Source organism: Sphingomonas olei (genome assembly GCF_045369765.1).
Classification (GTDB): Bacteria; Pseudomonadota; Alphaproteobacteria; order Sphingomonadales; family Sphingomonadaceae; genus Sphingomonas; species Sphingomonas panaciterrae.
In genome coordinates, this window is sequence record NZ_JBIQEU010000008.1 from 93,937 (window position 1) to 115,374 (window position 21,438).

16 protein-coding genes are annotated in these 21,438 nt (G+C 65.8%); 13 read left to right on the plus strand and 3 right to left on the minus strand.

The features are described 5' to 3' along the window. Positions 1–14: 14 nt before the first annotated feature. Together ACH0BU_RS10875 and ACH0BU_RS10880 are read right to left on the minus strand one after the other, a co-directional pair. Positions 15–2,126, minus strand: a complete 2,112-nt coding sequence (locus ACH0BU_RS10875; protein ID WP_500264025.1) for a S9 family peptidase — start codon at positions 2,124–2,126, stop codon at positions 15–17. Positions 2,127–2,192: 66 nt separating this feature from the next. Beyond that, positions 2,193–3,083 carry a prephenate dehydratase gene (locus ACH0BU_RS10880; protein ID WP_136452093.1) on the minus strand — a complete coding sequence of 297 codons (891 nt, stop codon included), beginning with the start codon at positions 3,081–3,083 and terminating at the stop codon, positions 2,193–2,195. Between the two features lie 100 nt (positions 3,084–3,183). Between ACH0BU_RS10880 and ACH0BU_RS10885 the strand changes: the two genes are divergently transcribed. From ACH0BU_RS10885 to ACH0BU_RS10920, 8 genes are all read left to right on the plus strand, one after another. Then, positions 3,184–3,906 carry a c-type cytochrome gene (locus tag ACH0BU_RS10885; protein WP_125945931.1) on the plus strand — a complete coding sequence of 241 codons (723 nt, stop codon included), beginning with the start codon at positions 3,184–3,186 and terminating at the stop codon, positions 3,904–3,906. A 180-nt stretch (positions 3,907–4,086) separates the two neighbouring features. Continuing rightward, a complete protein-coding gene (pgmG, locus tag ACH0BU_RS10890; protein WP_046409841.1) occupies positions 4,087–5,454 on the plus strand; it encodes a phosphoglucomutase/phosphomannomutase PgmG in 1,368 nt (455 codons plus the stop codon). 116 nt (positions 5,455–5,570) lie between these two features. Further along, the gene (locus tag ACH0BU_RS10895) at positions 5,571–6,329 is read left to right on the plus strand and encodes an exonuclease domain-containing protein (RefSeq protein ID WP_296218632.1); all 759 of its coding nucleotides are present in this window, start codon (positions 5,571–5,573) and stop codon (positions 6,327–6,329) included. A 58-nt stretch (positions 6,330–6,387) separates the two neighbouring features. Continuing rightward, on the plus strand, positions 6,388–7,899 hold the full coding sequence (locus tag ACH0BU_RS10900) for a sensor histidine kinase (RefSeq protein ID WP_125946615.1): 1,512 nt from the start codon (positions 6,388–6,390) through the stop codon (positions 7,897–7,899). Continuing rightward, positions 7,896–8,339 carry a response regulator gene (locus tag ACH0BU_RS10905; protein WP_125946616.1) on the plus strand — a complete coding sequence of 148 codons (444 nt, stop codon included), beginning with the start codon at positions 7,896–7,898 and terminating at the stop codon, positions 8,337–8,339. Before ACH0BU_RS10900 ends, ACH0BU_RS10905 begins: the two co-directional genes overlap by 4 nt. After that, the gene (locus tag ACH0BU_RS10910) at positions 8,339–9,364 is read left to right on the plus strand and encodes a sensor histidine kinase (protein ID WP_046409848.1); all 1,026 of its coding nucleotides are present in this window, start codon (positions 8,339–8,341) and stop codon (positions 9,362–9,364) included. The genes ACH0BU_RS10905 and ACH0BU_RS10910 overlap by 1 nt, the downstream gene beginning before the upstream one ends. An 84-nt stretch (positions 9,365–9,448) precedes the next feature. Further along, a complete protein-coding gene (locus ACH0BU_RS10915; protein ID WP_136450829.1) occupies positions 9,449–10,555 on the plus strand; it encodes an S-(hydroxymethyl)glutathione dehydrogenase/class III alcohol dehydrogenase in 1,107 nt (368 codons plus the stop codon). A gap of 77 nt (positions 10,556–10,632) precedes the next feature. Further along, complete coding sequence (locus ACH0BU_RS10920) at positions 10,633–11,016, plus strand: VOC family protein (protein ID WP_046409852.1); 384 nt, start codon at positions 10,633–10,635, stop codon at positions 11,014–11,016. Between the two features lie 47 nt (positions 11,017–11,063). Here the strand turns inward: ACH0BU_RS10920 and ACH0BU_RS10925 are convergent, their stop codons facing one another. Beyond that, entirely contained in the window at positions 11,064–13,328 is a 2,265-nt protein-coding gene (locus tag ACH0BU_RS10925) for a beta-glucosidase (protein WP_500264026.1), read from the minus strand. A gap of 184 nt (positions 13,329–13,512) precedes the next feature. Between ACH0BU_RS10925 and ACH0BU_RS10930 the strand changes: the two genes are divergently transcribed. The 5 genes from ACH0BU_RS10930 to ACH0BU_RS10950 all read left to right on the plus strand — a co-directional run bounded on the left by ACH0BU_RS10930 (position 13,513) and on the right by ACH0BU_RS10950 (position 21,436). Beyond that, positions 13,513–16,557: a TonB-dependent receptor gene (locus tag ACH0BU_RS10930; protein WP_296218634.1), complete on the plus strand. Its 3,045-nt coding sequence runs from the start codon at positions 13,513–13,515 to the stop codon at positions 16,555–16,557. Positions 16,558–16,649: 92 nt separating this feature from the next. Continuing rightward, entirely contained in the window at positions 16,650–18,203 is a 1,554-nt protein-coding gene (locus ACH0BU_RS10935; protein ID WP_296218635.1) for a tryptophan halogenase family protein, read from the plus strand. Next, positions 18,200–18,916 carry a SapC family protein gene (locus ACH0BU_RS10940; protein ID WP_314471200.1) on the plus strand — a complete coding sequence of 239 codons (717 nt, stop codon included), beginning with the start codon at positions 18,200–18,202 and terminating at the stop codon, positions 18,914–18,916. The genes ACH0BU_RS10935 and ACH0BU_RS10940 overlap by 4 nt, the downstream gene beginning before the upstream one ends. Further along, positions 18,909–19,946, plus strand: a complete 1,038-nt coding sequence (locus ACH0BU_RS10945; RefSeq protein WP_296218637.1) for a cupin-like domain-containing protein — start codon at positions 18,909–18,911, stop codon at positions 19,944–19,946. The genes ACH0BU_RS10940 and ACH0BU_RS10945 overlap by 8 nt, the downstream gene beginning before the upstream one ends. Next, positions 19,943–21,436 (plus strand): tryptophan halogenase family protein, encoded by a 1,494-nt coding sequence (locus ACH0BU_RS10950; RefSeq protein ID WP_296218638.1) that lies wholly within the window; start codon positions 19,943–19,945, stop codon positions 21,434–21,436. The genes ACH0BU_RS10945 and ACH0BU_RS10950 overlap by 4 nt, the downstream gene beginning before the upstream one ends. Positions 21,437–21,438: the final 2 nt, after the last annotated feature.

Below are 21,438 nucleotides of genomic sequence, written 5' to 3' on the forward strand. Positions count from 1 at the left end.
CAGGAACGGCGCCGTTATTCCGCGGCGCCCAGCTGCTGCAGCACGAACGCGCCCCATTCGGCGTTCTGGCGATAGCGTTCGAAGCGGCCGGACTTGCCGCCGTGGCCCGCCTCCATGTTGACGCGGAACAGCAACGGATTGCTGTCGGTCTTCTTCTCGCGCAGGCGGGCGACCCATTTGGCCGGCTCGTAATATTGCACCTGGCTGTCCCACAGCCCGGTGCCGACGTACATCGACGGATAATTCTTCGCCGCCACCTGATCATAGGGCGAATAGCTCAGCATATAATCGTAATATTGCTTCTGCGCCGGATTGCCCCATTCGTCATATTCGAAGGTGGTGAGCGGGATCGAGGCGTCGAGCATCGTCGTCACCACGTCGACGAACGGCACCTGAGCGACGATCACCTTGTAATCCTCGGGCGCCATGTTCGCGACCGCGCCCATCAGCAGGCCGCCGGCCGAACCACCCATCGCCGCGACACGGTCCTTGGCGGCATATTTCTGCGCGACGAGATGGCGCGTCACGTCGATGAAGTCGGTGAAGCTGTTCTTTTTCTTCAGCAGATGGCCGTCGTCATACCATTGGCGGCCCTTTTCCTGCCCGCCGCGGATGTGCGCGATGGCATAGACGACACCGCGATCGAGCAGGCCGATGCGGCCCGGATCGACCGACGGATCGGTCGAGGATCCGTAGCTGCCATAGGCATATTGGAAGAGCGGGGCGGTGCCGTCGCGCTTCACGCCCTTCTTGTACACCAGGCTGACCGGGATCTTGGTGCCGTCCCGCGCCGTCGCCCAGACCCGCTCGGTGACATAATTGGCCGGATCATAGCCGGGAACGGGCGCTACCTTCAGCACGCGGCGCTCGCCCGTCTTCGCATTCACCTCATAGGTGGTCGTCGGTGTGACGAGCGATCCGTAGGTGTAGCGCACCCACGGCGTGTCCGGCTCCTCATTGACGTCCAGCGTCATGCGATAGGCGGGTTCGTCCGCCTTGACCGGGATTGAGGTGCCCGCGGCATCGAGCAGGCGGATCATTCGGTTGCCGCCCTCGCGCTGGTTGATCGCGATGAAGCCGGCGAACGGCTTGAAATCCTCGATGAAGACGGTGTCGCTGGCCGGCGTCAGCGCCTTCCACGCCGCCGTTCCGCCGGCGACCGCATCGTCGGCCACCGTCATCAGCGTATAATTCTTGTGGTTGAGGTTGGTGCGGATGATCCAGCGGCCGTCCATGTGATCGGCCGAATAGCGCAGATCGCGCTTGCGCGGCGCGATCGTCTGGAAACTGGCCGGCGCGGTCGCAGCGGGCGCGCAACGCTGCTCGTTGCTGACGGTCGACTGGACGAAGACGCAGATGAAGCGATCGTCCGTGGTGCGGCCGATGCCCATCTGGAACGTGTCGTCCTTCTCCTCGTAGAGCAGCCTGTCCTGCGCCACCGGCGTGCCCAGGACGTGCGCCATCACCTTGTAGCCGCGCAGCGTGGTCGGAACCTTGGCGACATACAGGATCGTGCGATTGTCACCGGCCCAGACGATGTTGGGCTCCGCGTTGGTGATCGTGTCGCTGAGCAATTGCCCGGTGGCGAGGTCCTTCACCTTCAGCGTGTACTGACGGCGGCCGACGGTATCTTCGGCATAGGCGACCAGGCGATTGTCCGGGCTGACCTGCCAGTCGCTCAGCGCGAAGAAGCTGCGGTCCTTCGCCATCGCCGGCTGGTCGAACAGGATCTCGGCCGGCGCCGTCTTCTCGCCCTTGCGGCGCTCGATGATCGGGTAATTGGCACCGGTCTCGAACCGCGTCTGATACCAATAGCCGTTCTTGCGATAGGGGACGCTGCTGTCGTCCTGTTTGATGTGGCTGACCGTCTCCTGGTACAACCGGTCCTGCAGCGGCTTCAGCGACGCGAGCGCGGCATCGGTGTAGCCGTTCTCGGCGTTCAGATAGGCGAGCATTTCCGGGTTCTTCCGGGTGTCGTCGCGCAGCCAGTAATATTCGTCGGTCCGCGTGCCATTGGGCGAGGTGACCTGATGCGGCTTCTTCGCCGGCCGCGGCGGGGCCGGCATCTGCGCAGCGGCGCTGGCCGCCACAGTGAAGGCCACGCCAGCAAGCAACATCTTCCGCATCATCAACCCCCACGCCATGTCGTTGCTTGTGATACGACAGGCGCGGCAGGACGCAAGCCGCCCGGCTCAGCCGCGCTTGCGCGCCTGCCGATAGGTGCCCAGCACGCGCACCCATTTGGTGTGGAAGCCCAGTTCCTCCATCGCGCGGTCGAAGTTCAGGTCACCGGGCTTCCCTTCCACATCGGCGTAGAAATCCGACGCGGCAAAGGTCCCGCCGCGCTGGTAGCTTTCCAGCTTGGTCATGTTGACGCCGTTGGTGGCAAAGCCGCCCAGCGCCTTGTAGAGCGCGGCAGGCACGTTCTTCACCTCGAAGATGAACGTCGTCATCCACGGCCCGTCGCCGACCGGCGGCTTGCCGCCACGCGCCAGCACCACGAAACGGGTCATGTTGTGATCCGCGTCGGCAATGTCGGTGGCGAGGAGGTTCAGCCCGTAGATGTCGGCGGCCGCGGGCGGGGCGAGCGCGGCGATCGACGGCACGTTGCGCTCCGCCACCTCGGCGGCGGCGCCCGCCGTATCCGGATAGGCCACGGGGCGGATATCATGCGCCTTCAGCCAGTGGCGGCATTGCCCCAGCGCCTGCGGATGGCTCATCGCCTCGCGCACATCGGCCCGCTCGCCCACCCCCATCAGCGCGTGGCGAATCGGCAGGAAATGCTCGCCCGTGATGACCAGCCCGGATTCGGGCAGCAGGAAGTGGATGTCCGCGACGCGCCCGTGCAGCGAATTCTCGATCGGGATCATCGCGCGATCGGCGATCCCGCGCTTCACCGCGTCGATCGCATCCTCGAACGAAAAGCACGGCAGCGGCAGCGCGTCGGGAAAGGCTTCGCGCACCGCGACATGGCTGTTTGCGCCCGGAGCTCCCTGAAAAGCCACCGTTCGTTCGGGCGCGTTTTCGGCGGCCGCGATCATGCTGGCGACGATCGGACGGGCTGGCGCTGCGAAGTTTTCCATCGTTCTGACCGCTAAGCGACGATCTTGTTCGTCTCAAGCGCTTGCCGTTCGCCAAGGGCTTTTCTATGGACGCACGACTTTGGAGGGGTGACCTTAGACAATGGATGATCGCACCAACACGATTGCAGGCTGGGTTCTTGCTGCCTGTGGCGCCGCGCTGGGGCTGTCGATCGCCGGTGGCATGATCTTCCATTCGGGCGAAGTGGAGAAGCAGGGCTACCCGATCGAAGCAGCCGAGGAGGCTGGCGGCGGCGGCGCGGCCGAGGTTCCGATCGCGACCCTGCTGGCGAGCGCGGATGCCGCCAAGGGCGCCGACGTTTTCAAGAAGTGCGCTGCCTGCCACACCATCAACCAGGGTGGCGCCAACGGCATCGGGCCGAACCTGTACGCCATCATGGGCGATCCGGTCGCGCATGGCCGCGGCGGCTTTGCCTTCACCGATGCGCTGAAGAAGGTCGGCGGCAACTGGGACTTCGACAAGATGAACGCGTGGCTCACCAGCCCGCGTAAGTTCGCGCCGGGCACCAAGATGACCTTTGCCGGCCTGTCGAACCCGCAGGATCGCGCCAATCTGATCCTGTACATGAACCAGCAGGGCTCGAACCTGCCGCTGCCGGCAGCACCGGCGGCGGGCGAGGCACCGGCCACCGACGGCGGCAATGCGGTCGAGGGCGCTGGCGGCGCTGCGCCGGAAGCGGCCAATGCGGTCGACGCGGTCGCCACCGACGTGCGCGGCGAAACCGGTGACATCGCCAATGCCGCGACGCCGGCAAGCGGCGCGCCGTCGGTCGATCCGGCTGCGCAGAAGCAGACCGGCCGATAAGGGAAGGGCCGGCGTGCAGGTCGCGCCGGACACCCCCGCCGGGCGGCATAGCGAAATGCCCGCCCGCCCGGCCCCCATGTGGCGCGCCTTGACGCCGGCGCGCCGGAACGTGCCCAATCTTGGGACCGTCCGTGGCGACGGGCCATGGCGGTCCGGGTCGCCCCTCTCTAGGCTGGCGCGATGAACCATCGCCTGTGCCCCTCCATCCTGCGGGAATATGACATCCGGGGCACGGTCGGCCGCAATCTCGGCGCCGACGATGCAGCCGCGATCGGCCGGGCGTTCGGAACGATCGTCGCCCAGCGCGGCGGCACCCGCATCGCGGTCGGGCGCGACGGCCGATTGTCCTCCCCCATGCTCGAGGAGGCCCTGGTCCGTGGCCTGACGCAAAGCGGCATCCATGTGCTGCGCATCGGCATCGGCCCGTCACCGATGCTCTATCATGCAGAGCGCCACGCCGCGGTCGACGGCGGCATTCAGGTGACGGGCAGCCACAATCCCGGCGACGACAATGGTTTCAAGATGGTCCTCGGCCATCGCCCCTTTTTCGGCCGCGATATCGAGGCGCTGGCGCTTCTGTCGGCGGAGGGTGACTTGGCGAGCGGCAGCGGCACGGTCGATGAGGCCGACGTGCTGGACGATTATGTCGCGATCCTGCTGGCCCGCGGCCGCGACCTGCCGTCGTTCCGCATCGGCTGGGACGCGGGCAATGGCGCGGCCGGGCCGGCGATCGAGCGGCTGACGGCGGCACTGCCGGGCGAGCATCATCTGCTGTTCACCGCCGTCGATGGCCGCTTCCCCCATCATCATCCCGACCCGACGGAGGAGGAAAACCTCGCCGCCCTGCGCGCGCTGGTGGCGGACAAGGGCCTCGACGTCGGCCTCGCCTTTGATGGCGACGGTGATCGCATCGGCGTGGTGGACGGGCACGGGCGGGTGATCGCGGGCGACCAATTGCTGTCGATCCTGGCGGAATCGGTACTGCGCACCGCGCCCGGCGCGCCGATCGTCGCCGATGTAAAGGCCAGTGCGACGGTGTTCGACCGGATTGCCGAACTCGGTGGCCGGCCGGTGATGTGGAAAAGCGGCCACAGCAACATCAAGACCATGATGCATGAGGTCGGCGCCCCGCTCGCCGGGGAGATGAGCGGGCATATCTTCTTCGCCGAACTGGGCGGGCATGACGATGCGCTCTACGCGGCAGTCGCGCTGATCGGCGCCGTCGCCGAAAGCGGCGTGTCGCTCAGCGCGATGCGCGATGCCTTGCCCGATCTTGTCTCCACCCCGGAACTGCGCTTCCCGGTGGCGGAGGATCGCCGCGAGGCGGTCGTCGAGGAGGTACTTGCCCGGCTCGCCGCCGCAGGCGCGCAGGTCGACCGCACCGATGGCGCACGCGTGACGACGCCGGACGGATGGTGGCTGCTGCGTGCCTCCAATACCCAGGCGATGCTGACCGCGCGGGCCGAGGCACGCGACGAGGAGGCGCTCGGCCGACTGATCGCGGCGATCGACGCGCAACTGGCGCAAAGCGGCGTGTCGCGCGCCTGAGTTCAGCCCCGCACCGCCTCACAGCGTGACGCCGCAGGGCGCGCCGCCCGGCCCGGCGTCGGCGCGGCTGACACGCAGGTGATGACAGGAACCCTCGCAATCTCCACATGGGGTCCATGCGTCAGCAACCCAGCATCATTCGCGTCATCGACCTGGAGACCACCGGCAACGCCCCACCCACCCATGGCGTGTGCGAGATCGGCTGGCAGGATGTCGCGCTGGGCGCCGACGGCCGCTGGGAATTGTACGGGGAGGGCGGCAGCCGGCTGGTCAATCCGGGCCGCTCGATGCCCCCGATCACCCAGGCGATCCACCATATCCGTGACGAGGATGTCGCCGACGCGCCCTGGTGGCACGATGTCGCGCGCGCGGTGCTTGATCCCTATCCCCGGCGCGTCGCGCTGGCGGCGCACCGGGCGGATTTCGAACAGCAATTCTGCACCCCGGCGATGACTCACGGCGCACAATGGATCTGCACCTGGAAATGCGCGCTGCGTCTGTGGCCCGACAGCCCCAGTTTCTCCAACCAGGTGCTGCGCTATTGGCGCAAGCCCGACGGGCTGGAGCATGAACGCGGGCTGCCGGCGCACCGTGCCTTTCCCGACGCCTATGTCACCGCCCATCATCTGCGCGATCAGCTGAACGAGACGAGCGTTGCCCAGCTGATCGAATGGTCGAGCATCCCCGCGCTCCTGCCGCGCGTTCGCTTCGGTGCCGATCGCGGCAAGCCGTGGAACGAGATCGAGGAGGAAAGCCTCGTGAAGTTCCTCACCGATCGCGATCCCGATGTCCGCTTCACCGCGGAAACCGAACTGGCGCGGCGCCGGGGCGGCGGGATGGTCGGTCGGATGAGCGCGCAGGACCTCCTTCTTTGATCCATCATAGGGCAGCGGCTCTGGTGTTCCTGGCGGCACGTCCCTAGACGCATCAACGATGGTAGCGGAAAAGGGGCAAGGCTTCGCCGTCGGCGAAGGGCGGATCGGACGCGTGCTCATCGCCTTCATGGCGGTGGGCTTCGTTGCGCTGATCGCCGCGGGCATTGCCGCCGCCTGGATGACGCGCGAATTCTCCCGGCACAGCGCGGCCGTGTCGCACACCTATGAGGTGGAACTGGCGATCGCTGACATGCGGCGGCTGATCGAGCAGGGGGAAACCACCCGTCGCGGCTATATCCTGGCGCCCGAGACCCCCGGCTTCCTGCAGGCCTATCGCGAGGCTGCCAATGCGCTGCCGAGGTCCGCGAAGCGGCTGCGCCAGCTGACCTATGACAATCCCAAGCAGCAGGCGAACATCACGCGCCTGGAAGGCGAGTTGTCGCAGCTGCTCGATCTGCGCGCACGCTCGGTCGATCTGGTCGCCAATGGCGAGGTCGCGCAGGCGAACGCGGAATTCCGCGAGGAGATGAGCGCGGCACGGCTGCGCGAAATACGCGACATCTTCGACACCATGTCGAAGGAGGAACGCGTCCTCCTGATTGAGCGTGATCGCCAGCAGGAACGCGGCATCAACCTGTTCTACTCGGTGCTCACCGTCGCCGGGTTGCTGTTGCTGGCCGTTGCGATCGCCTCGCTGCTGGTCGTCGTCCGCTATACCAGTGATCTGACGCAGTCGCGCGAACAGCTTCAGCAGCTGAACGAAAGCCTGGAGGCGATCGTGGTCGATCGCACGGCGGACCTTTCGCGCGCGAACGACGAGATTCAGCGGTTCGCCTATATCGTCAGCCACGACCTGCGCTCGCCGTTGGTCAACGTCATGGGCTTCACCTCGGAGCTGGAGGCGGCCACCACTGCGCTGGGCGCGCTGGTCGACAGCGTGGAGGCCGAGGCGCCCGAGCTTCTGACCGAGGACGCAAGGCTCGCCGCGCGCGAGGATCTGCCGGAATCGATCAACTTCATCCGCACCTCGACGCAGAAGATGGATCGCCTGATCAATGCGATCCTGGCGCTGTCTCGTCAGGGGCGCCGCGTCCTCGCGCCCGAGCCGCTCGATCTGACGCGGCTGGTGGACAGCATCCGCGATTCGATGGCGCACAAGTTGGATGAAACCGGTGCGACGCTGACGATCCGCGGCACCTTGCCCAGCATCGTCTGCGACCGGGTGGCGGTGGAGCAGATCCTGTCCAACCTGATCGAAAACGCCGTGAAGTACCGCAGCCCCGATCGACCCGTTGAGGTCGACGTCAGCGGCGGGACGGTTGGCGACCGGATCTGGATCGAGGTCGCGGACAATGGCCGCGGCATCGACCCGCGCGACCATGAACGCGTGTTCGATCTCTTCCGGCGCTCCGGCATCCAGGATCAGCCCGGCGAGGGCATTGGTCTGGCACATGTCCGCGCCCTGGCCTATCGCCTGGGCGGCACGATCACCTTGCGGTCCGCGCTTGGCGAAGGGGCCACCTTCCGCGTATCGCTTCCAAAGACGCTGACCCTGCAGGAAAAACCATGAACGCACATCAATCCGTCAGCATCGTGATGATCGAGGACGATGAGGGTCACGCCCGGCTGATCGAAAAGAACATCCGTCGTGCCGGCATCCTCAATGACATCAAGCATTTCCTCGATGGCACGTCGGCGCTCGACTATCTGTTCAACTCGCCCGAGGGGCCGATGCTGAACGGCCCGGCGCTGGTGCTGCTCGATCTCAACCTGCCCGACATGAGCGGGACCGACATCCTGGCGAAGATCAAGGGCTCCGACGGCCCGGTGAAGCGCACGCCGGTGGTGGTGCTGACCACCACGGACGACAGCCGCGAGATCCAGCGCTGCTACGATCTGGGCGCCAACGTCTATATCACTAAGCCGGTGAACTATGAGAGCTTCGCCCAGGCGATCCGTCAGCTCGGCCTGTTCCTGTCGGTGATCCAGGTTCCCGACGTCGCCGACTGATGAACCGGATTCTCTACATCGACGATGACGAGGGCATTCGGCGGCTGGCGTCGCGTGCCCTTGCGCGTCGTGGATGGGACGTGACGACCGCCGATGGCGGTGAGCTCGGCGTGCGCCTCGCTGCCGAGCAGAAGTTCAATCTGGTCGCGGTCGATCACTACATGCCCGGCATCGACGGGCTGGAAACTCTCGCCCGTCTGCGCGAGCTGCCCGACCCGCCCAGCGTCGTCTATGTGACCGGCTCGGAGGAACAGCGCGTTGCCGTCGCCGCGCTGCGCGCCGGCGCGTCGGAATATGTCGTGAAGTCGGTCGGCGACGATTTCTTCGATCTGCTCGACGCGTCGTTCAAGGCGGTGGTCGCCCGCGCGCAGCTCGAACGGCAGAAGGCGGCGGCCGAAGAGGAGCTGCGCCTGTCCAATCGCCGGCTCGAGGCGTTGCTGGCCGAGGTCAATCACCGCGTGGCCAATTCTCTCCAGCTGGTCTCCGCCATGGTCCGGTTGCAGGCCGGCGCGCTCTCCGATCCGGCCGCCCGCGCGGCCCTCGAAGACACGCAGCGGCGAATCAGCGCGATCGCCCAGGTCCACCGACGCCTCTATACCGGCGGCGATGTCGAGCATGTCGACATGCGCGAATATCTCGGCGCGCTGGTCGACGAACTGGGCCAGACCTGGTCAACCGCGGAACAGCCGCGCGCGCTGCGCCTCGTCGCTGATCCGATCCAGCTGCCCACCGATCGCGCGGTATCGCTCGGTGTGATCGTGACCGAATTGGTCAGCAACGCCTGCAAATATGCCTATCCCAGCGGCAGCGGCGAGGTGCGCGTGGCGCTCCATCGTGACGGCGACGACGTATTTCTGCTGGCGGTGGAGGATGACGGCGTCGGCATGTCGGGCGGAATTTCGCCGGGCGGCACGGGCGTTGGCACCAAGCTGATCCGCGCGATGGCGCAGAGCCTGCAGACGACGGTGGAATATGACGTCGCCCATCGCGGCACCCGCGCCGTCCTTCGCGCGGCGCTCGCCTGATCGTACATTGGATTGCGGCTGTCGCGGGGTGACGGGGGCTAGGGCTTTTCTCTAAAGGGCGGCGCATCAGCAAAGGAGCGCTCCATGAAGACCCGTGCCGCCGTCGCGTTCGAGGCGAAGAAACCGCTGGAGATCGTCGAGCTCGATCTCGAAGGGCCCAAGGCCGGCGAAGTCCTGGTCGAGATCATGGCGACCGGCATCTGCCATACCGACGCCTATACACTGGACGGCCTGGACGGTGAGGGCATCTTCCCCTCGATCCTCGGCCACGAGGGCTGCGGCATCGTGCGCGAGGTCGGCCCCGGCGTCACCAGCGTCGCGCCCGACGATCACGTCATCCCGCTGTACACGCCGGAATGCCGCCAGTGTAAGTCGTGCCTCAGCCAGAAGACCAACCTGTGCACCGCGATCCGCGCAACGCAGGGCAAGGGGCTGATGCCCGACGGTACCAGCCGCTTCAGCTACAAGGGCCAGCAGATCTTCCATTACATGGGGTGCTCGACCTTCTCGAACTTCACCGTCCTGCCGGAAATTGCGGTCGCCAAGATCCGTCCCGACGCGCCGTTCGACACCAGCTGCTACATCGGTTGCGGCGTCACTACCGGCGTTGGCGCGGTGGTGAACACCGCGAAGGTGGAGCCGGGCGCGACGGTGATCGTATTCGGCCTGGGCGGCATCGGCCTCAACGTGATCCAGGGTGCGAAATTCGCTGGCGCCGCGCGTATCGTCGGCGTCGACATCAACCCCGATCGTGAGGAATGGGGCCGCAAGTTCGGCATGACCGACTTCGTGAACCCGAAGGACGTCGGCGATATCGTCCAGCACCTGATCGCCATGACCGATGGTGGCGGCGACTATACGTTCGACTGCACCGGCAACACGGTGGTGATGCGCCAGGCGCTGGAGGCGGCGCACCGCGGCTGGGGCGAATCGATCATCATCGGCGTCGCCGAGGCCGGTAAGGAGATCGCGACGCGGCCGTTCCAGCTTGTTACTGGACGCGTCTGGAAGGGCACGGCATTCGGCGGCGCACGCGGCCGTACCGACGTGCCGAAGATCGTCGACTGGTATATGAATGGCCTGATCGAGATCGATCCGATGATCACGCACCGCCTGACGCTGGACGAGATCAACAAGGGCTTCGACCTGATGCATGCGGGCGAGAGCATCCGCAGCGTCGTGGTTTACTGAGCCGGGATGACGCTGGCGCCGGCGCGGACTATGGGGTTCGTGCCGGCGCATGACCGGCGTTCTAGGGGAGAGGGTGAATGTACAGCCACATGATGGTGGGATCGAACGACATTGATCGGTCGAAAAAATTCTATGACGCGCTGTTCGGCGCGGTCGGCGGCAAGCCGGCGATGCAGGACGACAAGGGCCGCCTGATCTACATGCACAATGGCGGCCTGTTCCTGGTCACCAAGCCGATCGATGGGCAGCCCGCGACGCACGCCAATGGCGGCACGATCGGGTTCGCGATGGAATCGCCGGAGCAGGCGAACGCATGGCACCAGGCGGGTGTCGAAAATGGTGGCACCGCGATCGAGGACGCACCCGGCGTTCGCGAGGGTGGCTTTGCCAACCTCTACCTTGCCTATCTGCGCGATCCGGACGGCAACAAGCTGTGTGCGATGCACCGCATGGCGGGATAATCGCTACTTCCCTCTCCCCGCGCCGCGGGGAGAGGGAGGGCAGCTGATCAGGGCCGCATCGTACGGGCGTTCAGCGTGGTGGTGCGGACCAGCGTGCGATCGGTCGCGTCGCGTGCGATCGCCACGCGATAGGTGCCGGCAGCGATGCGCCAGCCCGGCAACTTGGTGTCATAATCGGCCACCACGCGCGGCTCCGCCGTCAGGGTGACTCGACGCATCTCACCAGGCTTCAGCTCGACCCGCTGGAACGCGGCGAGGCGCATCGGCCCCGCACCTTCGCGCGCGACGTACAGTTGCGGCACGTCGGCGCCGGCGCGCTTGCCGGTGTTCACGACGTCGACGGTCACGCGCAACGTGTCACCACCGCTGACCACCGGGTTGCGATAGGCAAAGCTGGTGTAGCTGAGCCCGTGTCCGAACGGGAAGAGCGGCTTCAATCCCTTCTTCTCGTACCAGCGGTAGCCGACGTCTGCGCCTTCCTGATAATCGACCGGGAAGCTCTTTGGCGCCGGCACCGGCGTCGCTGCTGAATTGGCCGCGGCGGCAAGCTCCGCCGCATTGAACATGTCGAGGCCCACCGGCGCGGGCCGCGGCGGCTGGCCGATCGAGGCCGGGAAGGTGATGGGCAGGCGCCCGGACGGGTTAACGGCTCCCGTCAGGATGGCAGCAATCGCCTCGCCGCCGCGCTGGCCCGGGTACCAGGCCTCGACGACGGCGGGCACCTTGTCGATCCACGGCATCAGCACCGGGCCGCCTGTTTCGAGCACCACCACCGTGTTCGGGTTCGCGTCGGCAACGGTGGCGATCAGCGCGTCCTGATTGTCGGGCAGCTTGATGTTGGGCACGTCCTCCGCCTCGGTTGTCCATTGGGTGGCGAACACGATGGCGAGGTCGGCCTGCTTTGCCGCAGCAATGTTGGCATTGTGGTTACGGCCGTCGAGGAACGAGATCTGCGCCCCCGGCAGCGCCTTGCGCAGTGCCGCCAGCGGTGAGGACGCATGGTAGGTGATGCGGACGAACGACGAAGCAGGTCCTTCGGATAGCGGGATTTCGATCGGTGCACCGCCGACGGAGCGCACCTGACTGGACCCCCCGCCCGACAGGACGCCGAGATCAGCCGCCCCGCCGATGACGACGATTTTCTTCGCAGTCCGGGCAATCGGCAGGACGTCGCGGTCGTTCTTCAGCAGGACGATCCCCGCCTCGGCAGTGCGCTGCGCCACGTCCGCGTTGCGGCTGTACGGCGGCGTCTGTGCGGTCGCAGGCATCGATGCATCATAGGTGCCGGTTTCGATCAGGCCGGTCAGGTACCGGACGACCATGTCGTCGACGCGCGCCTGCGACACGGCGTTCTCCTGCACCGCTTCCTTCAGCGGCTCCCCGAAGAAGATCGCCTTGTCGAGTTCCTGGCCCGATTGCTGGTCGAGGCCGGCGTTGGCCGCCTTCACGGTCGAGTGTACGCCGCCCCAGTCGCTCATCACCCAGCCACGATAGCCCCAGTCCTGCTTCAGCACCTTGTTGAGCAGGAAGTCGTTCTCGCACGCCCAGTCGCCATTGACCTTGTTATAGGCGCACATGACGGAGCCCGGCTTGCCCTGTTCGATGGCGATCTGGAAGGCGAGGAGGTCGCTCATGCGCAGCGGGGCCTCCGCGATCCGCGCGTCGAGGATCATGCGCCCGGTTTCCTGCGAGTTGAGCGCGAAATGCTTCACCGTCGACACGATCTTGTTCGACTGGACGCCAGCAATATGCGCGCCGCCCAGCAGGCCCGACACGAGGGGGTCCTCACCGAGATATTCGAAGTTCCGGCCGTTCCACGGGTCGCGCGTCAAATTGACGCCACCGGCGAGAAGGACGTTGAACCGCTTCGCCCGCGCCTCGGCGCCGATCATCGCGCCGCCCGCCCGCGCAATATCGGTTGAAAAGCTGGCGGCGGTGGCGAGTGCGGAGGGAAGGGCGGTGGCGACATCGCCCTTGCGCTGTTCGACCTGATTGGCGACGCCGAGCGACGCATCGCTTTCACGAACCAGCGGCACGCCGAGGCGCGGAATGCCATCGATATGGCCGGCTGACGGGATCAGTTCGTTGGTGGTCTTGCCCGCGGCCATCGGCGGGAACAGGCTGTGCAGCAGCTGGATCTTCTCATCGAGCGTCATGCGATCAACGATCGACTGCGCTCGCTGCCGCGCATCGGCAGTGCTCGTGGATCGCGCACTGCCCGCCTTGGGCGTTCCGCTCTGCGCGGCAAGCGGCTGAAGAGCCAGCATCGCGATAGCGGAGGCGCCGAGCCAAGTACGCTTGTTCCTGAACATGTCGATATCCCCCTGATGCTGTCCGGAAAGGCCCCTTGTGGCACGCCAACAACACAATTTGGGAACGTTCACAAGTTTCGGCCGCGACTTCTTGACACCGCATGGAGCGCGGTAGAAGTGAACGTTCACAGTCCGCATTTTGCGGACCGTTCGACGTACGCAGGGTACAGGGGAGGACTTTCTGATGGGGAGCTTTGCGGCTCGCTCGCTTTCGCGCCTGGTGATTGGCGCATCGGTTGCGGCACTGGCGACCGCCCCGGGCATGGCCTGGGCGCAGGACGCGGCAGCAACGGTCGGCAGCACCGGCCCTGCCGAAACGCCCGCCACGGCTTCCGAGCCGACGCAGGGCGAGGACGATATCGTCGTCACCGGCATCCGTGCCTCGCTGCGCCAGGCGATCGACATCAAGCGCGACGCACAGGGCGTCGTTGATGCGATCTCGGCCGAGGACATCGGCAAGTTCCCGGACACCAACCTCGCCGAGTCGCTTCAGCGCATCACCGGCGTGTCGATCGATCGGTCGAACGGTGAAGGTTCGTTCGTCACCGTCCGTGGCTTCGGCCCGGAATATAATCTCGTCACGCTGAACGGCCGTCAGATGCCGACGTCGACGCTGGGCGATGGTGCCAGCGCGCCGGCCTCGCGTTCGTTCGACTTTGCGAACCTCGCCTCCGAGGGCATCGCTGGCGTCGAGGTGTACAAGACCGGCCGCGCGGCTGTTCCGTCGGGCGGCATCGGTTCGTCGATCAACATCCGCACCCCGCGCCCACTCGACAAGCCGGGCATGCGTGGCAGCATTGCCGCGCGCGGCGTTCTAGACTCCTCGCAGAACGGCAAGAACCAGATCCTGCCGGAAGTTTCCGGCATCTTCTCCACCACCTTCGCTGACGATCGCATCGGCATCATGGTCAACGGCGTGTACCAGCGCCGCAAGGCGAGCGCGAACGAGGCGTTCGTCGGCTTCCGCGACGGCTTCCTCGGCTCGCAGGACGACTGGGGCTCGCTGCCGCGTAATCCGGCGCAGGTGAACCGCCCCTCCGGCAATGACGTCTACGAGATTCCCCAGGAAGCATCGTACAACGTCCGCGACATCGACCGTGAGCGTATCAACGGCCAGGCCGTCTTGCAGATCAAGCCGACCGACACGCTGACCGCGACGGCCGACTTCACCTATTCGCGCAACAAGGTTGAAGTGCGCTCCAACAGCGTTGGCGTGTGGTTCAACTTCGGCGACGTGTCGAGCGAGTGGACCGACGGCCCGGTCGCCGGTCCGGTGTTCTACAGCGAGGCTTTCGGCCCGGGTAAGGACCTGTCGTACAGCGGCGCGCTGAGCGCCAATGTCAGCGAGAACAAGTCGCTCGGCTTCAACCTGAACTGGGAAGCGCCGGGTGGCGTCACCGTGTCGTTCGACGCGCATCACTCGACCGCGGAATCGCGCCCGACGAACGGTTATGGCACCAGCACCAACATTGGCAGCGCCGTGTTCGGTGTGGCGCGCCAGACGATCGATTTCCGCAACGCGCTGCCGATCATTTCCTATTCGATGCAGCCCGGCATCGACCCGCTGAACGCATCTTTGGTCACGCCGACCGGCAATTCGTTCCGCAACGCGTATTTCCGTGACGAGATCAACCAGTTCCAGCTGAAGGGCCGGTACGAGCATGAGGGCGCGTTCCTCGACTCGGTCGACTTCGGCTTCTCGTACATCGATAACGAAGTGCGGTCGGCCTATGGCTTCATCCAGAACGACACCTGGGGCGGCATCGACCCGCGCGGCGCCAGCTTCGGTGCGGCAGCGACGCCGGACGATCTGTTCAGCCTGATCAGCCTGCCGGACAAGTTCCGCGGCGTGCCGGGCGCCGGCGACGCGGCGCTGCCGCAGCAAATCCTGGGCTTCAACTTCGAACGCATGGCAGAGCTGCTGCGTGGCCAGTACAACATCTGCGGTGCGCCGCAGGTTGGTACGGCCCAGCCGGGTACCTGCCTTGCCGACTTCACCACGGACCGTCGCCTGCGCGAAAAGACGATCTCGCCATACGTCCAGGTGAACTCGAGCTTCGACCTGCTGGCCGGCTCGGCGCACATCATCGCTGGTGTACGCTACGACCAGACCACCGTTACCTCCAACGCGCTGGTGCAGGTGCCGACGGGAACCCGCTGGACGGCAGCGAACGAATTCGCGCTGGTCTATGCGCCGGAGCGCTCGTTCATCACGTCCAAGGGCAGCTACCAGAACTGGTTGCCAGCGATCGACTTCGACATGGAGCCAATCCGCAACGTGAAGCTGCGTGCGTCGTACAGCCACACCATCACGCGTCCCGACTATGGCGTGCTGCAGGGCGGGCTTGAGCTGGCGTCGAACCCGCGCATCGGCGGCGGCACCGGCACCAACGGCAACCCGAACCTGATCCCGTTCAAGTCGAAGAATATCGATGTGTCGGCCGAGTGGTATTACAACCGCGAAAGCTACATCTCGGTCGGCTTCTTCAACAAGGACGTGCAGAACTTCATCGGCACCACGCAGATCGACCAGTCGGCGTTCGGCCTGCGCAACCCTGCTGACGGCCCGCGGTATCGCGCCGCACAGGCGGCTCTGGGCGGCACGACGGATGCGATCCAGATCCGCGACTACATTCTGCGCAACTTCCCGGGATCCTCGCAGGTCACCGGCCAGGTTGAAGCAGGCGGGGTGACCTATCTGAACGGCAACATCTTCGGCCTGCCCGAGGACAATCTGTTCAACTTCCAGATCAACCAGCCGTTCAACAGCGACCAGACCGCCAATATCAACGGCTGGGAATTCGCGATACAGCACCGGTTCTGGGACACTGGCTTCGGCACGATCCTGAACTACACGATCGTGAACGGCGACGCGAAGTTCAACAACGCGCTGAACCCGAACACCAGCCAGTTCGCGCTCGTGGGTCTGAGCGACAGTGCGAACGCCGTGCTGTTCTTTGACAAATTCGGGCTGCAGGCACGTGCTGCGTACAATTGGCGCGCGTCGTTCCTGAACAGCAGCAACGGCTTCGATCCGACCTATGTCGAATCCTACGGCCAGCTGGACGCGAGCGTCGCCTATGAGTTCATCCCTGGACTCACCGTGTTCGGGGAGGCGATCAACCTGACCGGCGAAGCGCGCCGTGGGCATCGTCGATCGGACCGGATGGTCACCTTCTCGCAGCCGGGCTTTGCCCGCTACAGCGCAGGCGTCCGCTTCAACTTCTGATCGGACGCCCGGAGAGCCGCCCTTCCGCGATGGACGGGCGGCTCTTATGGGTGAAACGGCGCGTTGGTGCGCCGACAGAGGTGAGCGTGGGCGTGAAACGGCAGGTCGCCAACATCGTGATCGTCGGCGGGGGCACCGCCGGATGGCTCGCGGCCGCCACGATCGCGGCGTGCGCCGATCCTACTGCGCAACCTCCCGTGCAGGTCACGCTGATCGAATCCCCTGACGTGCCGACGATCGGTGTCGGGGAGGGGACCTGGCCGACAATCCGCCGTACGCTCGCCCGCATCGGGATCAGCGAGGCGGAATTTCTGCTCGCCTGCGACGCTTCGTTCAAGCAAGGCTCGCGCTTTGACAGCTGGCGCAATGGGGCGCCGGATGATTCCTACCTTCACCCCTTTTCAGCCCCGGTCGAGGCCGATCCGCGCGCGCTCGTTGCCGCGTGGCAGGCTGGCGGAGAGCCAGGCTTTGCGGCGGCCGTCACGCCGCAGGCGCGGGCCTGCGCACTGGATCTCGCACCAAGGCAGCGGGCAATGCCGGACTATGCCGGTGCGCTGAACTACGCCTATCATCTCGACGCGGTGAAGCTGGCTGCGCTGCTTCGTCGCCATGCGACCCAGCGGCTTGGCGTGCGCCATGTCCGCGATCATGTACTGTCGGTCGACCGCCGCCACGACGGGGACATCGCCGCCGTTCGCTGCCGCGATCATGGCGCGATGGAGGGCGATCTGTTTATCGATTGCACCGGTCATGCTGCGCTGTTGATTGGCGGCGCGCTCGGCGTGCCCTTCATCGACCGTGGCCACGAACTATTCAACGACCGCGCCTTGGCCGTGCAGGTGCCGGTGGCGGCGGGAAGTGCCATTGCGTCAACCACCAATGCCACCGCGCATGAGGCAGGCTGGATCTGGGACATCGGCCTGCCGACGCGGCGTGGCGTCGGATGCGTCTATTCGTCGGCGCACCTCACCGATGACGCGGCAGAGGGAATCTTGCGCGCGTATCTCGGGCGGACCACGCCCGCTGCCAATCTGGACGCACTTGCCCCGCGAAAGCTGACGTTCCGTTCGGGACATCGCACGCGCTTCTGGGAGCGCAATTGCCTCGCCATCGGCCTGTCGAGCGGCTTTCTGGAACCGCTGGAGGCGTCGGCGATCGTGACGATCGAACTGGCGCTGGATGCGCTTGTGGCGAACTTTCCCGCAACCCGCGCGAGCATGGATGCGCATGCCGACCGGTTCAACGCACTGTTCCGCTATCGCTGGGACCGCATCGTCGACTTCCTGAAACTTCACTACGTGCTCAGCGACCGCGGCCAGCCCTATTGGCGTGACAATCGCGATTGCGCGTCGATCCCGCATAGCCTTGCCGGGCTGCTGGCGATCTGGCGTGAGCAACCACCCAGCGGGCACGACCTTGGCATGGTGGACGAGGTGTTTCCCGCGGCCAGCTATCAATATGTGCTGTACGGGATGGGCATGGCGCCGCCCCCGCCCGGTCCCATGCGGATCGAGGGCGTGCCCGCCGCGAGCGCCGCACTCCGGCAGGCGGCGCAGCGCGCGCGCGCGCTTGCGGCCAGCCTTCCCACCAATCGTGCCTATCTCGACGCCCTGCGCGCAGATCGGCAGAACGAGATCATCGCATGAACCCCCATCACGCCATTCTGACCCCCGAGGCCCATCGCGACCTGCGCGTCCGTATCGATCGCGGCGTAGCACTGGGTGATGGCGTGATGACGAGCGTCGTCATGCCGGCGGAGTTCCGCGATGCGCAGCAGCATTACCCAATTCTCTTCCGGCTGAATGCGGAGCGTGACGATTTCACCGCGCACGCAATCTTCGGCTTCGAGACCGGAGAGAATCTGTTCCTGGAGGGCACGCGCTGGGACGCCGATTACGTGCCGCTCGCGCTGGATGTGCAGCCATTCCTGATCGGTGGCCCCGACGCGTCCGGCGCGCGACAGGTCCATATCGACTTCGGCAGCCCGCGCATTGCTGGCGAAGAGGGCGTGCGCGTGTTCGAGCCGGAAGGTACGCCAACGCCATTTCTCGAAGCGATCGCCGACCGGCTCGGCGCGCTGCATGCCGGTTTTGAGGAGTCGACGGCATTTTTCGCGGCGCTTCGCCGGCATGATCTTCTCGAGCCGCTGACCCTTGAAGTGACGCTGAACGATGGTTCGACGCATCGCCTGGTCGGCTTTCACGTGATCGACGAGGGCCGATTGCGCGCGCTAGACGGCGTGGCGCTGGGCGAGCTTCATGGAGAGGGCCATCTGATGCCAATCTTCATGGCACTCGCCTCGCTCGGCAACCTGCGGGCGCTCGTCGCGCGCAAGAACAAGCGCGACGGTCATGGCTGATCCGCCCGCATCGCCCGGCATCTTCGCGCAAATGGCGGCGGTGCCCGAACGCTCGGTTGCTGATCCGACCGCGCTAGACGCGGCATTGTGCGATGCCACCGCCCCCTTCGTCGTGCGCGGCCTGGTGCGTTGCTGGCCGCTGGTGCAGGCGGGGCAGCAATCCGCACAGGCCGCGCGCGACTATATCGCGGCACGCGCCAAGGACGTCGCGTTCACCGTCTCCGTGGGCCAGCCGGGCAGCGGAGGGCGGCTGTTCTACGACGACACGATGGCGATGAACTTTCGCGTCGGGCGGGGCAAGCTGCACGACATCTTCCGCCACATCGCCAGCGTCGAGGACCAGCCGGACGCCCCGCCGATCTACCTTGCGTCGATCGACATGGAGGCTTTCTTCTCTGGCCTGACCAGCGACAATCCGCTCGCGCTCGGTGATCGCGATCTGCTGAAGAGCATCTGGATCGGCACCAGAACGCGCATCGCCGCGCACAACGATTTTCCGCACAATTTGGCCTGCGTGGCAGTGGGACGGCGGCGCTTCACGCTGTTTTCGCGTGAGCAGTTCCGCAATTTGTATCTGGGACCGATCGACAACACGCCGGCCGGCCGCGCGGTCAGCATGGTCGATTTCCACAATCCCGACCTCGCCGCGCATCCGCGTTTCGCGCAGGCGGCGGAAGCGGCGCAGACCGTGGTGCTGGAGCCGGGCGACGCGCTCTACATACCGTCGCTCTGGTGGCATCACGTGGAGGGCCTCGACCCCTTCAATGTGCTGGTAAATTATTGGTGGCGGGAAACGCCGCGCTGGTTGGGGCAACCGCAGGACGCGCTGAACCACGCGATCATGTCCATTCGCGAGTTGCCGGCGGACGAACGGGCGTATTGGCGCGACATGTTCGATTATTACGTGTTCGGTGACCCCGATCTTCCGCGTGCGCACATCCCGACGCAGGCACAAAGCGTGCTCGGCCCGCTTGATCCTGAAACGGCCGGGCGGATCCGCGGCTTCCTGTTGCGGCAGCTCAGCAAGTGACGCCGCGCCGGATCGTCATTGCGGGCGGAGGCACCGCCGGCTGGATGGCCGCGGCGGCGATTGCGCGCACCATGGGCCGCGCGGCACAAGTGACGCTGGTCGAATCTGAGGCGATCGGAACGATCGGCGTCGGCGAAAGCACGATCCCGCCGATCGTCGGCTTCAATCGCTTGCTCGGCATCAACGAAGCCGAGTTCATGGCGGCGACCGATGCCACCTTCAAACTTGGTATCGTGTTCGATGGCTGGCGCAATGGCACCGATCGCTACGTTCACGCCTTTGGCCTGACCGGCAAGGATCATTGGGCAGCGGGATTTCAGCATTTCTGGCTCGCTGGGCGCGCCAAGGGGCATCAGGCGCCATTTGGCGATTATTCGGTTGAGCTCCAGGCGGCGCTTGCGGGGAAGTTCGCGCATCTGCCTGACGATCGCCTGAACTATGCCTACCAGCTCGATTCTGGCCTCTATGCGAAGTTCCTGCGGGGGATGGCGGAGCGCGACGGGGCGGCGCGGATCGAGGGCAAGATCGGCACGGTACAGCTGAATGGCGACAGCGGAGACATCGCGGCGCTGGTGCTGGAAGATGGCACCGCGATCGCCGGCGACCTGTTCCTCGACTGCACAGGATTCCGCGCCCTGCTGATCGAGGGCGCGCTGCACGCCGGCTTCGATGACTGGACCCATTGGCTGCCGTGCGATTCCGCGATCGCGGTGCAAACGGCGAGCGTGGGGCCGGCGGTGCCCTACACCCGCGCCATGGCCCATGATGCCGGATGGCAGTGGCGCATCCCCCTGCAGCACCGGGTCGGAAACGGCATCGTGTGGTGCAGTCGCTATCTGTCACGCGAAGACGCGCTGGAACGGCTGCTCGGCAACGTCGAGGGTGAGGTGCTGACGCAGCCCAATCACCTGCGCTTCACCACAGGGGTGCGGCGTCGCCAATGGCATCGCAATTGCGTTGCCGTCGGCCTGTCGGGCGGGTTCATGGAGCCACTGGAGTCCACCAGCATCCACCTGATCCAGCGCGCCGTCCTGCGGTTGATCCGGATGATGCCGGCAGCCGGACCGATCAGCCCGCGCGACATTGCCGAGTTCAATGATCAGCAGCACGCCGACATGGTGCAGGTCCGCGACTTCCTGATCCTGCATTACAAGGCCACCGACCGGCGCGACAGCGCGTTCTGGCGGCAATGCGCCGCAATGCCGATCCCCGACAGTCTCGAACAGAAGATCGAGCTGTTCCGCGACACGGCGCGTGTGTTCCGCCGCAACGAGGAATTGTTCGCGGAGCATAGCTGGCTGCAGGTGCTGCTGGGGCAGGGGATCGAGCCGCATGCCTGGCATCCGATCACCGACAAGCTGACCGACGAGGAACTGGCGCGGCTGCTTCAGACGCTGCGTGCCCAGGTGACGCGCACGGTCAATGGGTTGCCGGCCCATGCCGATTATGTCGCCCGCTATTGCGCCGGCGCGCGCCAGACCGCTGCCTGAGG

Excerpts from the sequence above, each read along its gene's own strand:
- ACH0BU_RS10925 (WP_500264026.1), bottom strand. The coding sequence starts at position 13,328 with ATGTTCAGGAACAAGCGTACTTGGCTCGGCGCCTCCGCTATCGCGATG.
- ACH0BU_RS10880 (WP_136452093.1), bottom strand. The coding sequence starts at position 3,083 with ATGGAAAACTTCGCAGCGCCAGCCCGTCCGATCGTCGCCAGCATGATC.
- pgmG (WP_046409841.1), top strand. The coding sequence starts at position 4,087 with ATGAACCATCGCCTGTGCCCCTCCATCCTGCGGGAATATGACATCCGG.
- ACH0BU_RS10885 (WP_125945931.1), top strand. The coding sequence starts at position 3,184 with ATGGATGATCGCACCAACACGATTGCAGGCTGGGTTCTTGCTGCCTGT.
- ACH0BU_RS10940 (WP_314471200.1), top strand. The coding sequence starts at position 18,200 with ATGAACCCCCATCACGCCATTCTGACCCCCGAGGCCCATCGCGACCTG.
- ACH0BU_RS10915 (WP_136450829.1), top strand. The coding sequence starts at position 9,449 with ATGAAGACCCGTGCCGCCGTCGCGTTCGAGGCGAAGAAACCGCTGGAG.
- ACH0BU_RS10920 (WP_046409852.1), top strand. The coding sequence starts at position 10,633 with ATGTACAGCCACATGATGGTGGGATCGAACGACATTGATCGGTCGAAA.
- ACH0BU_RS10930 (WP_296218634.1), top strand. The coding sequence starts at position 13,513 with ATGGGGAGCTTTGCGGCTCGCTCGCTTTCGCGCCTGGTGATTGGCGCA.
- ACH0BU_RS10945 (WP_296218637.1), top strand. The coding sequence starts at position 18,909 with ATGGCTGATCCGCCCGCATCGCCCGGCATCTTCGCGCAAATGGCGGCG.
- ACH0BU_RS10905 (WP_125946616.1), top strand. The coding sequence starts at position 7,896 with ATGAACGCACATCAATCCGTCAGCATCGTGATGATCGAGGACGATGAG.
- ACH0BU_RS10895 (WP_296218632.1), top strand. The coding sequence starts at position 5,571 with ATGCGTCAGCAACCCAGCATCATTCGCGTCATCGACCTGGAGACCACC.
- ACH0BU_RS10900 (WP_125946615.1), top strand. The coding sequence starts at position 6,388 with ATGGTAGCGGAAAAGGGGCAAGGCTTCGCCGTCGGCGAAGGGCGGATC.
- ACH0BU_RS10910 (WP_046409848.1), top strand. The coding sequence starts at position 8,339 with ATGAACCGGATTCTCTACATCGACGATGACGAGGGCATTCGGCGGCTG.
- ACH0BU_RS10875 (WP_500264025.1), bottom strand. The coding sequence starts at position 2,126 with ATGCGGAAGATGTTGCTTGCTGGCGTGGCCTTCACTGTGGCGGCCAGC.